Annotated in this window: 14 protein-coding genes; 8 read left to right on the top strand and 6 right to left on the bottom strand. The window is 70.7% G+C overall.

Features of this window, described 5'->3' with window-relative positions:
* The first annotated feature begins 123 nt into the window (after nucleotides 1-123).
* Nucleotides 124-969, top strand: a complete 846-nt coding sequence (locus QC180_RS06385) for an SDR family oxidoreductase (RefSeq protein ID WP_278261654.1) — start codon at nucleotides 124-126, stop codon at nucleotides 967-969.
* 28 nt (nucleotides 970-997) lie between these two features.
* Here the strand turns inward: QC180_RS06385 and QC180_RS06380 are convergent, their stop codons facing one another.
* Complete coding sequence (locus QC180_RS06380; RefSeq protein ID WP_278261653.1) at nucleotides 998-2488, bottom strand: MFS transporter; 1491 nt, start codon at nucleotides 2486-2488, stop codon at nucleotides 998-1000.
* A gap of 167 nt (nucleotides 2489-2655) precedes the next feature.
* On the opposite strand from QC180_RS06380, the gene QC180_RS06375 reads away from it, so the two are divergent.
* From QC180_RS06375 to QC180_RS06360, 4 genes are all read left to right on the top strand, one after another.
* A complete protein-coding gene (locus tag QC180_RS06375) occupies nucleotides 2656-2961 on the top strand; it encodes an antibiotic biosynthesis monooxygenase family protein (RefSeq protein ID WP_278261652.1) in 306 nt (101 codons plus the stop codon).
* Nucleotides 2958-3866 (top strand): MBL fold metallo-hydrolase, encoded by a 909-nt coding sequence (locus QC180_RS06370; RefSeq protein ID WP_278261651.1) that lies wholly within the window; start codon nucleotides 2958-2960, stop codon nucleotides 3864-3866. Before QC180_RS06375 ends, QC180_RS06370 begins: the two co-directional genes overlap by 4 nt.
* A gap of 100 nt (nucleotides 3867-3966) precedes the next feature.
* The gene (locus tag QC180_RS06365; RefSeq protein WP_278261650.1) at nucleotides 3967-4626 is read left to right on the top strand and encodes a TetR/AcrR family transcriptional regulator; all 660 of its coding nucleotides are present in this window, start codon (nucleotides 3967-3969) and stop codon (nucleotides 4624-4626) included.
* 54 nt (nucleotides 4627-4680) lie between these two features.
* Nucleotides 4681-5538 carry an AfsR/SARP family transcriptional regulator gene (locus QC180_RS06360; RefSeq protein WP_278261649.1) on the top strand — a complete coding sequence of 286 codons (858 nt, stop codon included), beginning with the start codon at nucleotides 4681-4683 and terminating at the stop codon, nucleotides 5536-5538.
* Here the strand turns inward: QC180_RS06360 and QC180_RS06355 are convergent.
* The 4 genes from QC180_RS06355 to QC180_RS06340 are packed head-to-tail and all read right to left on the bottom strand — an operon-like array spanning nucleotide 5478 to nucleotide 10627.
* Complete coding sequence (locus tag QC180_RS06355; RefSeq protein WP_278261648.1) at nucleotides 5478-7190, bottom strand: dipeptide ABC transporter ATP-binding protein; 1713 nt, start codon at nucleotides 7188-7190, stop codon at nucleotides 5478-5480. The genes QC180_RS06360 and QC180_RS06355 overlap by 61 nt on opposite strands.
* Complete coding sequence (locus tag QC180_RS06350; RefSeq protein ID WP_278261647.1) at nucleotides 7168-8049, bottom strand: ABC transporter permease; 882 nt, start codon at nucleotides 8047-8049, stop codon at nucleotides 7168-7170. The genes QC180_RS06355 and QC180_RS06350 overlap by 23 nt, the downstream gene beginning before the upstream one ends.
* On the bottom strand, nucleotides 8046-8996 hold the full coding sequence (locus tag QC180_RS06345; protein ID WP_278261646.1) for an ABC transporter permease: 951 nt from the start codon (nucleotides 8994-8996) through the stop codon (nucleotides 8046-8048). Before QC180_RS06345 ends, QC180_RS06350 begins: the two co-directional genes overlap by 4 nt.
* Entirely contained in the window at nucleotides 8996-10627 is a 1632-nt protein-coding gene (locus tag QC180_RS06340) for an ABC transporter substrate-binding protein (protein ID WP_278261645.1), read from the bottom strand. The genes QC180_RS06345 and QC180_RS06340 overlap by 1 nt, the downstream gene beginning before the upstream one ends.
* Nucleotides 10628-10740: 113 nt before the next feature.
* On the opposite strand from QC180_RS06340, the gene QC180_RS06335 reads away from it, so the two are divergent.
* The gene (locus QC180_RS06335; RefSeq protein ID WP_278261644.1) at nucleotides 10741-11622 is read left to right on the top strand and encodes a zinc-binding dehydrogenase; all 882 of its coding nucleotides are present in this window, start codon (nucleotides 10741-10743) and stop codon (nucleotides 11620-11622) included.
* A 15-nt stretch (nucleotides 11623-11637) separates the two neighbouring features.
* Here QC180_RS06335 and QC180_RS06330 read toward each other — a convergent pair whose 3' ends face one another.
* Nucleotides 11638-12393, bottom strand: coding sequence for an SDR family NAD(P)-dependent oxidoreductase (locus QC180_RS06330; protein WP_278261643.1), 756 nt, complete (start codon nucleotides 12391-12393; stop codon nucleotides 11638-11640).
* Nucleotides 12394-12542: 149 nt separating this feature from the next.
* Here QC180_RS06330 and QC180_RS06325 point away from each other — a divergent pair, with 149 nt between their 5' ends.
* The gene (locus QC180_RS06325) at nucleotides 12543-13811 is read left to right on the top strand and encodes a beta-ketoacyl-[acyl-carrier-protein] synthase family protein (RefSeq protein ID WP_278261642.1); all 1269 of its coding nucleotides are present in this window, start codon (nucleotides 12543-12545) and stop codon (nucleotides 13809-13811) included.
* Nucleotides 13808-15040, top strand: a complete 1233-nt coding sequence (locus QC180_RS06320; protein ID WP_278261641.1) for a ketosynthase chain-length factor — start codon at nucleotides 13808-13810, stop codon at nucleotides 15038-15040. The genes QC180_RS06325 and QC180_RS06320 overlap by 4 nt, the downstream gene beginning before the upstream one ends.
* The last annotated feature ends 13 nt before the right edge of the window (nucleotides 15041-15053 follow it).

Here is a 15053-nt window from a genome sequence, read left to right as displayed (position 1 = left end):
CGACCGTAGAAATCGCTGCTGCACGGTCTCTGGAGAATCTCTGGAGCGCCGGTCTCGCCCCGTCCGGCCGACCCGAATCCCTGGCTACGCTCCGGAAAAGCGCTGGAACGAAGGAGATTTCCCATGATTCTGATCGTCGGAGCCACGGGCGTGATCGGCGGGGCGACGGTGCGCGAGCTCGCGCGCGACGGGGCGAAGGTGCGGGCGCTGACCCGGAGCCCGGACCGCTGGGAACCGCTGCCGGGGGTGGAGGTGGCGGCGGGTGATCTCGACCGCCCGGAAACGCTGCCGCCGGTACTCGACGGCGTCGAGTCCGTCTTCATCGCCACCTCCGGCCATCTGAAGGCCGCGCAGGACGCGCGCCTGGTCGAGGCCGCCCGGCGGGCGGGGGTGCGGCGGCTGGTCACGGTGTCGTCGCTGGCGGTGGACGAGAATCCGGACGGGCTGCTGGGCGGCTGGCACGCCGAGGGGGAGCGGGTGGCCCTCGACTCGGGAATCCCGATAACGGTGCTGCGCCCGAACGGTTTCTACTCCAATACCTTCGCCTGGGCACCGGCGATCGCCGCTGGCGGGGAGCTGTCGCTCGCGCTCCCGGATCTGCCCGCCGCGCACCTGGATCCGCGCGATATCGGCCGCACGGCCGCCGCCGTCCTGCGCGCCGACTATTCGGGCGCACCGATCGTGCGGCTCAGTGGCCCGCGTGCCCTGACGCCCCGCGAGCAGGTGGGGATCATCGCCGCGGAACTGGGCATCCCGCTCACCGTGCGGGAGATCTCGATCGAGGCCGAGCGCGAACGGCTGGCCCGGCGCGTGCCCGAGCACGTCGCCACCGCCGTCACCGCGGCCCGCGCGGCGGCCGGTCCGGTGCGCGGCCAGATCTTCGACGACGTCGAAAAGCTCACCGGCACAGCGCCGATCGGCTTCGAGGAGTTCGTGCACACGCATCGGGCGAGGTTCCTGCCGTCGTGACGGCGGGAACCTCGCCCTGGCACGGTGGTCACTCCGCGGGCACGGCCTCCGGTGCGGTGTCGGCCTGCTTGGCCGGAGCCGGGTCGGCGGCCGGGGCACCGGGCGGTGCGGGCGGCGGCGCGGTGGACAGGCCGAAGGTGAAGGCCAGCGCCACCACCGCGAACACCGCGCCCACCCCGAAGGCGGCGTGGTAGCCCGCCAGCAGGTCGGCGGTCGAGGCGGCCTGGTCACCGGTGCGGGCGCTGGTCGCCGAGGCGGCGATGGTGGCCAGCACCGCCAGGCCGATCGCGCCACCGAACTGGCGGGTGGTGTTGATGATGCCCGAGGCCAGCCCTGCCTCGGCGGGTGCGACACCGGAGGTGGCCGCGATGACCAGCGGCACCATGAGCAGCCCGGCGCCCAGGGTGATCAACACCTGCGGGATGAGCAGATGCACCAGGTAGGACCCGTTGTCGGGCACGAAGGCCAGCAGCAGCAGGCCGAGCGCGCTCAGTGTCGGCGCGGCCGTCAACAGCGGACGCACGCCACCGAACTTCTTCACCAGCGGCGGCCCGGAGTACGCGCCGATGGTCATCGCCACCGCGCCGGGCAGGAACGCCAGACCGGTCTGCAACGCGTCGTAACCCAGGATGTTCTGCATGTAGAGCGACAGGAAGTAGAAATGCGCGATCACCGCCGCGCCGATCCAGAACATGACCGTGTTGGAGTAAGCGATGGAGCGGATCTTCAACACGTACAGCGGGATCAGCGGCGCCGAGGCCACCCGCGACTCGTGCAGCGTGAACCACACCAGCAGCACGGCGGCGGCCAGGATCGGGCCCCACGTCGTCGGCGCGGCCCAACCGTTGTTCTGCGAGTCGACCGCGCCGAACACCAGCGCGATCAGCGCCGTGGTGACCAGCACCGCGCCCACCGCGTCGAGCTGCTTGGTCTGCTCGGCCCTGCTCTCGCCCAACAGCGGGAAGGCGAAGGCCAGCGCGAGCAGGCCCAGCGGGATGTTGACGTAGAAGATCCACTCCCAGCTGGCGATATCGGTCAGCACGCCGCCCAGCACCGAGCCCAGCGCCGCACCGGCACCGGAGATCGCGCCCCACGCGGCGGTGGCGCGGGCCTTGGCCTTGGGTTCGGTGAAGGTGGTCGACAGGATGGCCAGGGTCGCCGGGGACAGCAGCGCGCCACCGAAGCCCTGCGCCACGCGGGCGATGATCAGCCACTCCGGCGAGGTCGCCAGACCACCGGCCAGGCTGGCCACGGTGAAAATGGCCAGGCCGAGCACGAACACCCGCCGCCTGCCGATCAGGTCGGCCACCCGGCCGCCGAGCAGCAGGAACCCGGCGAAGGTGATGGCGTAACCGTTGACCACCCACTGCAGGCCCGCCTCGGAGAAACCGAGCGATTCCTTGATGGCGGGCAGGGCGACATTGACGATCGACAGGTCGAGCACGACGATCAATTGCCCGAGGCAGAGCAGGCTGAGCACAGCCCAATCGGGCGGCCGGAAACCGGATTGTTTGGTCATGGAAGGCACTCCCGTTCAGCGCGGATAATCGAGTCGAATGGACTCACCAGTCCAATTTCTAGACTCGGGAGTCCATCGTCAATCCGGCTCCAGCCAGCCTCCAGAGGTGCTCCAGCGCGGCCGAACATGCTGGATACACCCCGGTGAACGCGTGGAGGAGGCTGTCGGTGGACCAGTCCGAGTACGTCTTCGTCAATGTCTTGCGCCTGACCGGTTCGGCCGAGGAATTGGCTTCGATCTACGCCGATGTCGCCGACTATTTCGCCGCGCAACCCGGCTTCCGGCATTACGAATTACTCCGGTCGGAAACCGATTCCGAGGTCTTCGTCAATATCGCTCGCTGGTCGGATCGGGCGGCCTTCGAACGCGCGACCGCGAATCCCGAATTCCGCTCGCGCACCCGGGTCGGCAAGGTCGCCCTCGGTGACCCGCATCTGTGCCGGGTCGTCCGGTCGGGTGAGCCCACCCCGTGACCGAACTGCGCGAGGTCGCCGACGGCGTCTTCGCCTATGTCGACCAGCCCGGCGGCTGGTGCGTGAGCAATGCCGCGCTCATCCGCTCCGGCGGTGAATCCGCACTGGTAGACACCCTGGGCACCGAACGCCGCGCCCGCGCCCTACGCTCCGCGCTGGCCACCCTCGACGCCGATTTCCCGTGCGCGGTGATCAATACCCACTGGCACGGTGACCACACCGCGGGCAATGCCCTGTTCGCGCCCGCCCCGGTGATCGCGCATCGCGCGGGCCGGGCGGCCATGGTCCGCAACGGACTCGCGGTGCGCGGGCTGTGGACGGAGGTGGACTGGGGGACACTGCCGCTCGTACTACCCACGATCGGCGTCAGCGGGGCCGCGACCCTGCACGTCGGCGACCGCGAGGTGGAACTCCTCGCCGGTGACACCGGCCATTCCGACGGCGATCTGATCGCCTGGCTACCCAGGGAACGGGTGCTCGTCGCGGGTGACCTGGTGATGCCCGGCTGCACGCCCTTTCTGCTGTCGGGATCGTTGTCGGGCGCGCTGACCTGGCTCGACCGGCTGCTCACCCTGGCTCCCACCGTCGTGATCGGTGGCCACGGCGAGGTGGCCGACCAGCGCGCGCTAGCCGAGACCGCCGACTATCTGCGCTGGCTGCGCACGGTGACGCTGGAGGCCGCCGCGGCGGGAGCCACGCCCTTGGAGGCGGCCCGCCAGGTGGATCCGGCCAAGCACGGCGACCACCCGTGGTCGACCTGGCAGGAACCGGAGCGGCTCGTCGCCAATCTGCATCGCGCCTACGCCGAACTGGCCCCCGAGTTGGTATCGACACCGGTCCGCTCGGGTCCGGTGCTCGCCGAGATGGCCGAATTCCTCGGCGCACCACTGACAACCGCCGCCTAGCCAGCGTTGCAATCGTGCTGAGTTCTACCGTTTCGCGGCGCGCGGATCGCGCATAGCCTCCGGAGGACACCCGCTTTTCGGTGGCGAAAGGAGTCGGCACATGACGGCTGCTCCCGCGCGGGCCGCGTTCACGGACTCCCGCGCCGCGTCCAAGCGCGCGCTCATCATCGCCGCTGCCACCAGCTCGTTTCTCGAATTCGGTTACGAGCGAACCAGTGTCGACACCATCGCCGATCGGGCCTCGGTGTCCAAGCAGACCATCTACAACTACTTCGGCGACAAGCGCAGCCTGTTCCGAGTGGTCCTGGCCGGGGTGCGTGCGGCGGCCGATACCGCCGACGAACTCGACGACAGCCTGCTGCGTGATCCGGCCCGCTTCTACGACGACCTGGTCACCGTGGGCACGCTGTTCCTGGAAGTGACGCTCTCGGAACAGGTTTCCGCCGTCCGACGACTCATCGTCGGCGAAGTGGCCCGCCACCCCGATCTGCACCAGGTGTGTGCCGATCAGTCGGTGGCCGAGGGGCCGCGGATCGCCGGGTGGCTCACCCATCGCCTCGAGGTGCTGGCCGCGGCGGGGGTGCTCGACACCACCGAGCCCGCCGTGGTGGCCGGACAGTTCTTCGCCCAGCTGTCCCATGACGGACAGCAGGTCTCCGCCTTCGGGACCAGCCGCCTGAGTACCCGGCAGGCCGCCGAGATCTCCGCCCGCGCCGCCCGATTGATCGTGCGCGCGTACGCGGTGTCCACACCTGTCTGATCGCCCGTCGATCCGGCAGAAAACTTCATACGATCTCCTGGAGGTAGGCTTCACATGATCAATTTCGGGGTTTTGGGACCTTTGCAGTGCTGCATCGACGGCACCGGCGCGGTACCCAGCGCGCCCAAGCAGCGTCAGCTGCTCGCGCTGCTGCTGATGAACGCCAATCGGGCCATCTCGGTGGACTACTGCATCGAGGAACTCTGGGAGACCACGCCGCCTGCCTCCGCCGCCTCCACTCTGCAGACCTACGTCATGCAGCTGCGTAAATGCCTGGGGGAGCACAGTTCCAACCCTGGGCGCGGCGCCACGAGACTGGAGACACGGGAACGTGGCTACCAATTACACGTGGAGCCGGGCGAATTCGATGTCGACGTGTTCGAGGACAAGGTGCGGCTGGCCCGGCTGGCGCTGGCCGCCGAGGACGACGAACGCGCCGACGCGGCCCTGCGCGCGGCCCTGGCCGTCTGGCGGGGGCCGGTGTTCTCCGACATCAAACCCGGTCCGGTCCTCGCCATGTGGGCGACGAGTCTGAACGAGGTGCGCCTGTCCATTCTCGAGCACCGGATCGAAGTGGACCTGCGGCTGGGCAGGCACCGCGAGTTGATCGGTGAGCTCAGCGGCATGGTGCAGCGCTCGCCGCTGCTGGAGAGCCTGCACGCGCACCTGATCATCGCGCTGTACCGCTCGGGCAGGCAGGCGCACGCGTTGCAGGTCTACGAGCGGCTGCGGCACCGGCTGGCCGAGGAGCTCGGTCTGGAGCCGACCCCGACGTTGCAGCAGCTGCATCACCAGGTGCTGTGCAGCGCACCGGAACTCGCGGCCCCGCCCACGGTGGACGCGGCCGCGCGCTACTCCGCCGAGCTCATCGCGGGCCGGATCAGGTCCTCGCTGGTGCCCGCGTGCGGATGACCGGTGTGCCGCGCCGCTGACAGCAGCGCCAGGGTGACGTCGTGGCGCGGGGTGTCGAAGACCTCGTCGACACTTCCGTGCTCGACGATCCGTCCCGCCGCCATCACCGCCACCGTATCGCTGACGTGCTGCACCACCGACAGATCGTGGGAGACGAACAGCATCGACAGCCCGCGTGCGGCCTTCAGGTCGGTGAGCAGGTCCAGGATCTGCGCCTGAATGGTGACATCGAGCGCCGAGACCGGTTCGTCGCAGATCAGCACGGCGGGGTCGGTGGCCAGCGCCCGCGCGATCGCCACCCGCTGGCGCTGACCACCCGACATCTCACCCGGTCGTCGGTGCTCGAACGCGGCCGGGAGTCCGACGGCGTCGAGCAGGTCCAGGATCGCGCGCCTGCGCGCCCGGGGCTCGCGGCCGGGCATGGCCTCGCCGATGATCCGGGTGACGTCCCAGCGGGGGTCGAAGGAACTGGCCGGGTCCTGCCAGATCACCCCGATCTCCGAGCGCCTGCGTCGCCGGATCTTCTCCGGGACGCCGGACCACGGCTGGCCGTCGAGGGTGACGGTGCCCGCGTCCGGTTCCAGCAGGCCGAGAACCAGTGCGGCCGTGGTGCTCTTGCCCGAACCGGATTCGCCGACCAGGCCGAGCGTGGAGCCGACCGGGAGGTCGAAGCTGACGTCCTGGACGGCGCGCAGCACACCGCCGTGCCGGAGCGGAAACGAGCGATACAGGCCCGACACCGAGAGTGCCGGTGTCGCGATCTCGATCGGTGTCGTGGCCGGTTCGGTACGTCGCGCCGTGTGTGCCAAGTCCTCGGCTGCCGATTTCCCCAGGGCCGAATCCGCTGGTGACAGGCGTCGGCCGCGCTTGTCCGGGGTGGGCACCGCGGCCAGGAGGCGTCGCGTATACGCGTGCCGGGGAGAGCGCAGGATCTCCTCGGTCGGGCCCTGTTCGACGATGCGGCCGTCGTGCATGACCGCCACCGTGTCCGCGATATCGGCCACCACCGCGAGATCGTGGCTGATCAGCAGGAGGGCGGCGCCGTCGTCGCGCAGGGTGCGCAGCAGGCGCAGGATTCTGGCCTGCACGGTGACATCGAGCGCGGTGGTGGGTTCGTCGGCGATGATCACCTTCGGGTCGCCCGCCAGCGCGGTGGCGATGAGGACACGTTGGCGCTGACCGCCCGAGAGCTGGTGCGGGCGCATGGCTTTGCGGACTTCCGGGTCGTCGATGCCGACCGAACGCAGGAGTTCGTCCACCTTCGCCGCCGCCTCGCCGCGCGAGCGGGCGAGCCGGTGCGCGCGCAGGGTGTCGACCACCTCGGCGGCGACCGGGCGCAGGGGATCCAGCGAGGTCAGCGCGTCTTGCAGGATCAGTCCGATCCGTCTGCCGCGCACCGCTCGCCACGCGCGCGGTGACAATCGGGTCAGGTCGGTGTCGCCCAGCCGCAGCGTCCTCGCGCGGACCTCCGCGTTCGTCCCGGCCAGTCCGAGCAGGGCCCGCGCGGTGACACTCTTGCCCGAGCCGGATTCGCCCACGATGGCCAGGCACCGCCCGGCCGACAGCTCGAAGCCGATGCCGCGCACCGCCTCCACCGTGTCGGGTCCGCGCCCGAAGCGCACGTGCAGATCATCGACGCGCAGTACCGGCACGGCCGACCTCCCAGCGTTGTCGCAGTGCCCGGCCGAGCACGGTGACGGTGATGACGGTGAGCGTGATGGCCGCACCCGGCGGCACCGCCGCCCACCACGACTTGGACAGCAGTTCGCGCCCCGCCGCCAGCATCGAACCCCATTCGGGCGTCGGATCTTTCGGGCCCAGCCCGAGGAAACTCAATGCCGAGCCGATCATGATCGAACTGCCCACCCCGAGCGTCGCGAGCACGAAGGTGGGCCGCAGTGAATTCGGCACGATGTGGTGCAGGATCCGGTAGCCGGGCGGGCGACCCAGCGCCACCGAGGCCCGCACGTACTCCGCGTTGCGCACGACCACCGCCTGCGAGCGGACCAGCCGGGCGTAGGAGGCGGATTCGGCGACGGCGATCGCGGCGACGATACTGCCGACACCCTGCCCCAGAATCGCGATCACCAACAGCGACAGCAGAATTCCGGGAAAGGCCATCACGATGTCGATGCTCCGGGTGATCACGGTGTCCACCCGCCGTCCCGCCAGCGCGGCGCACAGGCCGATCACCGTCCCCGCGAGCACGGCCAGCGCGGTGGCCGAGAGCCCCATGAGAATCGAGTATCGCGCGCCGAAGACCAAGCGGGAGAAGATGTCACGCCCCAGTTGGTCGGTGCCCAGCAGATGCTCGGTACTGGGCGCGGACAGCGCCTGACCCAGGTCGACATCGATGGGTGACTGGGAGGCGAGCACTCCGGGCGCGATCACCGCGATCACCAGCACCGCCGCGATCAGACCCGCGATCACCACCGTGGGACGTGGCCAGCGTGCGGGCGAGCGTCGCGGCTTCGTCACCAGTTCCGAGAGCGCGGCGGCGGGCGCGTTCACCGGATCACCTCGGTCGACACCGCCGAGCGCGGGTCGATGACGCGATAGGCCAGGTCGACCGCCGTATTGATCACGATGAACAACAGCGACCCGAACATCACCAGCGCGATCACCACCGGGAAGTCGTGCGTGGTCACCGCCGAGAGCAGTACCCGTCCCAAACCCGGTCGCGCGAACACGGTTTCGACCAGCACCGCTCCGCTGAGCAGTCCGGCGAACAACCAGCCCGCCACGGTGATCGCCGAGAGCAGGGTGTGCCGGACCGCGTGATGGACGCGGATGTCGAGTTCCCCGGCGCCGCGGGCCCGCGCGCTGAGCACGAACGGTGCCCGCAGGGCCGTGTCGACGCCGTCGCGCATCACCTGGGCCAGCACCGCGGCGATCGGGACGGCCAGGGTGAGCGCGGGTAGCACCAGCGCCGCCGGGCCGCGACCGGTCGCGGGGAAGACCCGCCAGTGGAACGACAACCCGGCCAGCAGCAGCGTGCCCACCCAGAAGGTCGGCGCCGAGACCGCGACCAGCTCGGCCACGTGCGCGACGGCCCTGGGCACCCTCCGCTCACCCGAGGTCGCCAGCACGACGAGGATCGCCCCACCCACACCGAGCACGATGGCCGCCCCGGCCAGTTGCAGAGTGGGCGTGAGCTGGGCTCCGATCACCGCGAGCACCGGCTGCTGCCGCTGGAACGATTCCCCGAAATCCCCCTGGGCCAGCCTGCCCAGATAGTGCAGGAAGCGCAGGTACGGCGGCTCGTCCAGACCCATCTGCGCGCGGATCGCGGCGAGGGTGGCCGGGGTGGCGGGGGCGTTGCCGAGCATCGCGTAGGCCGGGTCGCCGGGGACCAGCGACATGGCCACGAAGGTCAGTGTCGCCACCCCGGTCAGCAGACCCACCACCCCGAGCAGCCGCCGCACCAGCGCGAACAGCACCGCGCGCAGCGTGGTCATCAGCTCAGCCAGGCGTCGTAGAACACCGGGTACGACGACGGCGCCGCCGTGATGCCGTGCACGCGCTGACCCGTCGCCACCTGGCTCGCTGGCACGAACACCGGGATCACCACCGCCTGATCGACGGCCCATTGCTGCGCGGCGGCGTAGTCGCGGCGCTGGACCTCGGTATCGGTGGTGCGGGCGGCGCCGGTCACCCAGGCGTCGACCTGCGGATCGTTGACCCACGAGATGTTCTGTCCCGCCATTGGTTTGGCGGTCGAGTGCAGGAAGCTGCGGATGATGTCGGGGGAATTGGACGACCAGCTGGTGTCGAACAGGTCGTAGTCACCGGCCGCGACCAGCTGGAACAGCTGCCCGGTCTGCACGTTGTTGCGAATGATCTCGATGCCCGCCTGCTTGGCCGAGGCGACGATCGCCTGCCCGACCAGGCCGCGATAGTTGGACTCGTCCTGCGCCTTGGTGGTGGTCCAGGTGGCGGTCAGGCGGACGCCGTCCTTGACGCGATAGCCCTGCGGGTCGCGCTGCTGCCAGCCCGCCTCGTCGAGCAGCCGGTTCGCCGCGGCGAGGTCGGTGCGCCAGGAGTTCTCCACCGCCGGGTTGTAGAACTGGGTGCTCGGCGTCAGGATGCTCCACGCGCGGGTGTAGTTGCCGAAGTAGATCGAGGACAGGATGGCGTCCACATCGGTGGACTGGCGCAGGGCCTGACGCACCCGCTGGTCGCGCCACGGGCCGCGCTGGGTGTTGATGTAGAGCGCGTAGACCGAGCCCTGGGCGTCGTAGCGGGTGTAGTCGATGGCGGGGTCGTGGCGCAGGTCCTCGACGTCGCGGGCCGGGACCGAGAGCAGGCCGTCGATCTGTTCGCTGGTCAGCGCGCCGATACGGGTGGAATTCTCGGGGATGAAACGGAATTCGACGCCGTCGAGGTGCGCGGGGCCGGTGTGCGCGGCCGTGGGCGGGGCCCAGGCGTAGTCGGGGTTCTTGGCCAGCGTCACGCTCTGCTGGGCGACGTGCCCGGTGAAGCGGAACGGTCCGGAGCCCACGACGTGGTCGCACAGCTTGCCCGCGTTGTCGACGAAGTTCTTCGGCGACTGGATGCCGAGGGCGGTGGTGCTCGCCGCCGCCAGGAAGGGTTGGAACGGTTCGGTGAAGGCCACCTCGACGGTGCGCGGGTCGAGCACGGTGCTGCCACGGTAGGGGCCGATGAGCGTGGCCGCCCACTGGGACTTGGTGTTCGGGTCGACGATGCGGTCGAAGTTGGCCTTGACGGCGGTGGCGTCGAGTTTGGTGCCGTCGTGGAAGGTGACGTCGTCGCGCAGGGTGAAGGTGTAGCGGGTGAGGTCGGGGCTCACCGTCCAGCTGCTCGCCAGCCAGGGCTGGAAGGTGTTGTCGCTGCCCTGCGCGACCAGCGAGTCCACCACGCCGCGATCGATCAGCGCGGTGGCGTCGGCCGGGCTGACGCCGGGGTCCAGGCAGCTCGGCTCGCTGGGCAGGGCGAAGCGCAGCGTGCCACCGGCGACCGGCGGACCGTCGTCGCCCTCGGCCGAACCGCCGGAACCCGCGGAGCAACCCGCCACCAGCGCGGTGACGGTCAAGAAAGCGGCCAGTGGCCAGGCGGTTCTACCTCTCATGGCGTCAGCTTCGCCGCCGGTGCTCGACTCCCGCTCCCGCGCCGCTGGAGAAGCACTGGAGGGTCCTGGACACCGCCGCCTACTGCGGTTGTGCTGGTCGGGTGAAAGCTGTTGTGACGACCGGTGATCCGCAGGCCCCCACCCGTGTCGAGAAGGTCGACGATCCCGTACCCGGCCCGGGTGAGGTGCTGGTGCGGGTGAGCGCCTTCGGGGTGAATCGGGGCGAACTGACCAGGGCGCAGCGGCTCGCGCCCGGCTCCCGGCTCGGCTGGGACGTGCTGGGCACCATCGAGGACGACTCGTCGGCCCAGGTCCAGCCGGTGCTGGCGCTCGCGGACGGCAACGGCTGGGCCGATGTGGTCGCGGTGCACCGCAGCCGCGTCGCCGTCCTGCCCGATCCCGGCGACGCCGTCGACCTGGCCGCGCTGCCGGTCGCCGGGCTCACCGCGCTGGCCGCCATCCGCCGCGCGGGGCCCATCATCGGCAAGACGGTGCTGGTCACCGGCACCAGCGGGGGCGTGGGTGGGGTGCTCGCGCAGCTCGCCGGGGCCGCCGGGGCGGATGTGCTGGAAGTGCGGAACCGGCTGTCCGGCACGGAGTTACCGGTGCTCGACGCGGCGGGCCGGGCGGTGACCGGTCGTGAGGTCGACGTGGTCTTCGACAGCGTCGGCGGCACGGTGCTGCACGCGGCCTTCGAATTGCTCAAACCCCACGGCACGCTGGTGAGTACCGGCAATACCGTGCGCGAACCGCTGCACCTGCCGTTGGACTGGGGCCACCGGCGGCCGGGCGTGAGTCTGAGTTATGTGCACCTGTTCGACGCACTCGGCGCCGCCGCGCCGGTCGCCGAGGATCTGCGCTGGCTGGGTGCCCGCTGGGCGGCGGGGCAGCTCGACCCGCGCGTCACCCGGGTCGCGGACCGCGACGGTCTGGACCGGACCCTGGCCGCCCTGCGGGATCGGGAGTTCCACGGCAAGGCCGTGATCCGCTGGTAGCGGCCGGGTCCGGACTCAGAAGGCGAGCCCGCCGTTGACCTCGAGGACGTGGCCGTTGATATAGCCCGACTCCGGGCTCGCCAGGAACCGGGCCACGTCGGCGACCTCGTCGCCGCGGCCCGGTCGGCCCGCCGCGATGGTCGGCAGATAGCGATCCCACACCTGCTGGTGCGCGATCAGCCCGCGCCCCATGCCCTCGTCGATGAATCCCGGCGAGAGCGCGTTGACCGAGATCGATTGCGCCGCCAGCTCGGTCGCGGCGATCTTCACCAGCGTCTCGATGGCCGCCTTGCTGATCGAGTACGCACCCGCGCCGGGTGCGATGCGCTGGGCCAGCGCCGAGGACAGGGCGATGAAGCGCGCGTCGGCGGACTTCTCCAGATGCGGCACCGCGGCCTGCAAGGTGAGAAACGTTCCGGTGACATTGGTTTCGAGCACCGTGATGAAGTCCTCCGGTGCGGTGAGGGCCAGCGGTCCCGGCCTGCTCACCCCGGCATTGGCGAACACCACATCGATTCCGTCGAGCCAGCGCGCGGCCTCGGTGAAGGCCGTGGCGAGTTGGTCGGCGTCGGTCACATCGGCGGTGGTGGCGTAGGCGTCGGGTTCGTCGTCGACCCAGGACGCCGCCTCGGCATCGCGGCCGATGATCACCACCCGCGCGCCGTGGCGCAACAGATCCTCGGCGATCACCCGGCCCAGGCCGCGGGTACCGCCGGTGATCACGACACGGCGCCCGGCCGGTCCGGTGGGCGAATTCGCTTGTGCAGTCATGGGTCCGACTCTGCGCACCGGGAGAGGCGGTGGGCTACAGCATCGCTGGAGCCGACGGTCCAGCGGTCCTCCAGCAGTCGTCGGCGGCGCCTCCAGTGGCCGGTGCGAGTCTCGACGAGCACTGCAGACACACGGCGTAAGGATCGAACATGGCAGGTTCAGCGGGCCCGCGTCGGGTCGCGATCACCGGGGTCGGGGTGCTGGCACCGGGCGCGATCGGCCGGGAACAATTCTGGCAGCTGCTCACCGACGGCCGCACGGCGACCCGCCGGATCAGCGCCTTCGACGCCAGTGGCTACCGGTCACAGATCGCCGGTGAGGTCGACTTCCGGCCCGCCGAGCACGGCGTGCGCAAGCGCGAGGAACGCGCCTGGGACCGGGTCACCCAGTTCGCGGTGGTCACCGCGCGAGAAGCGCTGCGCGACAGCGGTATCGACACCACCGCCCTCGATCCCGCCCGGCTCGGGATCAGTATCGGCAGCGCCGTCGGCTGCACCACCAGCCTCGAACGCGAGTACTCCCTGGTCAGCGATCAGGGCCGGGACTGGCTGGTGGACCCGCGGTGGGCGGTGGCGCAGCTGTTCGACTTCCTGGTGCCCAGTTCCATCGCCGCCGAACTCGCCTGGGTCCTCGGGGCCGAGGGGCCCGCCTCGGTGGTCTCCACCGGCTGCACCTCCGGGCTCGACGCGGTGGGCAACGCCGCCGATCTGATCCGCGAGGGCGCGGCCGACGTGGTCGTCACCGGCGCCAGCGAGGCGCCCATCTCGCCGATCACCGTCGCCTGCTTCGACGCCATCAAGGCCACCAGCCCCAACAACGACGATCCCGCGCACGCCTCGCGGCCCTTCGACCGCGACCGCGACGGCTTCGTCCTCGGCGAGGGCTCGGCCACGCTGATCCTCGAGGAGTGGGAGCACGCGCGGGCCAGGGGCGCGCACATCTACGCCGAGTTCGCCGGGTTCGCGACCAGGGGCAACGCCTTCCACATGACCGGGCTGCGGCCCGACGGCGTGGAGATGGCCACCGCCATCCGGGCCGCGCTGGACCAGGCCAGGGTGGACCGCGTCGACGTGGACTACGTCAACGCGCACGGCTCGGGCACCAAGCAGAACGACCTGCACGAGACCGCCGCGGTGAAGAAGGCCCTCGAATCCCATGCCTGGGAGGTGCCGGTGAGCTCCATCAAATCGATGATCGGGCACTCGCTCGGCGCGGTGGGCTCGCTGGAACTGGTCGCCTCGGCGCTGGCCATCGACACCGATGTCATCCCGCCGACGGCCAACCTGCACAACCCCGGGCCCGACTGCGATCTCGACTACGTGCCGCTCACCGCCCGCGCGCAGCGCACCGACACCGTGCTCAGCGTCGGCAGCGGCTTCGGCGGCTTCCAGAGCGCCGCCGTGTTGGTCGCGCCGTGAGCGCGCCCGCGGTGACCGGCGGCATCGCCCCCGTCGTCACCGGTCTCGGCGTGCACGCGCCCACCGGCACCACCGTCGAGCGCTACTGGCACAACACCCTCGCCGGACAGTCGGCGATCGGGCGGGTGACCAGGTTCGATCCGAGTCCGTACGCGGCCACCCTGGCCGGGGAGATCCGCGATTTCGACGCCTCGGCACTGTCCGGGCGACTGCTGCCGCAGACCGACATCTCCACCCGGCACGCGCTGGTGTCCTCCGACGAGGCGCTGCGCGACGCCGGGATCACCCGCGACGACCGCGACGATTTCGAGCTCGGGGTGGTCACCGCGAGCACCAGCGGCGGGTTCGAGTTCGGGCAGAAGGAACTACAGAAGCTGTGGGCCGACGGCAATCGGCACGTCAGCGGGTACCAGTCCTTCGCGTGGTTCTACGCGGTCAACACCGGCCAGATCGCCATCCGCCACGGTGCGCGCGGGCCATCGAGTGTGGTCGTCGCCGATCAGGCGGGTGGGCTGGACGCCTTCGGCAAGGCGCGCAGGTTGGTGCGGTCGGGGACCGGGCTGGTGCTCACCGGCGGGTTCGACTCGGTGCTCTCGCCGTGGGGGTGGCTGGCCACCCTCGCGGCCGACAATGTCAGCGCCTCGACCGACCCCGACCGCGCCTACCAGCCCTTCGCCGAGACCGCGAGCGGGTTCGTGCCCGGCGAGGGCGGCGCGCTGACCGTGCTGGAACATCCCGACCGGGCCAGGGACCGCGACGCGCACGTCTACGCGTCGCTGCTCGGCTACGCCAGCGGCTTCGACCCGCGCCCCGACACCGACCGGCCGCCCGCCCTGGGCCGGGTGATCCGCGCCGCGCTCGCCGACGCGGGCCGCACCCCGGACGAGGTCGGCGTGGTCTTCGCCGACGCGGCCGGAGTACGCGAACTCGACGACCGCGAAATCGCCGCGCTGGACGAGATATTCGGGTCGAGCGGCGTCCCGGTGACGGCCCCCAAGGCGGGCACCGGGCGGTTGTTCGCCGGTGGCGGCGCGCTCGATGTCGCGGCCGCCGCGCTCAGTCTCGACCGCGAAACCATCCCGCCCACACCGGGACTCGACCACTATCCCGGTCCCGCCCGGCTCGACCTGGTCTCCGCCCCGCGCGCGTTGGCGCAGCCGACGGCCCTGGTCCTGGCGCGTGGCGCGCGCGGCTTCACCTCCGCGCTCGTCCTCGGCGCCGTTCGATGAACAACCAGAAGGG

The organism is Nocardia anocheti (assembly GCF_029675105.1).
Lineage (GTDB): Bacteria > Actinomycetota > Actinomycetes > Mycobacteriales > Mycobacteriaceae > Nocardia.
This window is presented reverse-complemented; position numbering and strand designations above follow the sequence as displayed.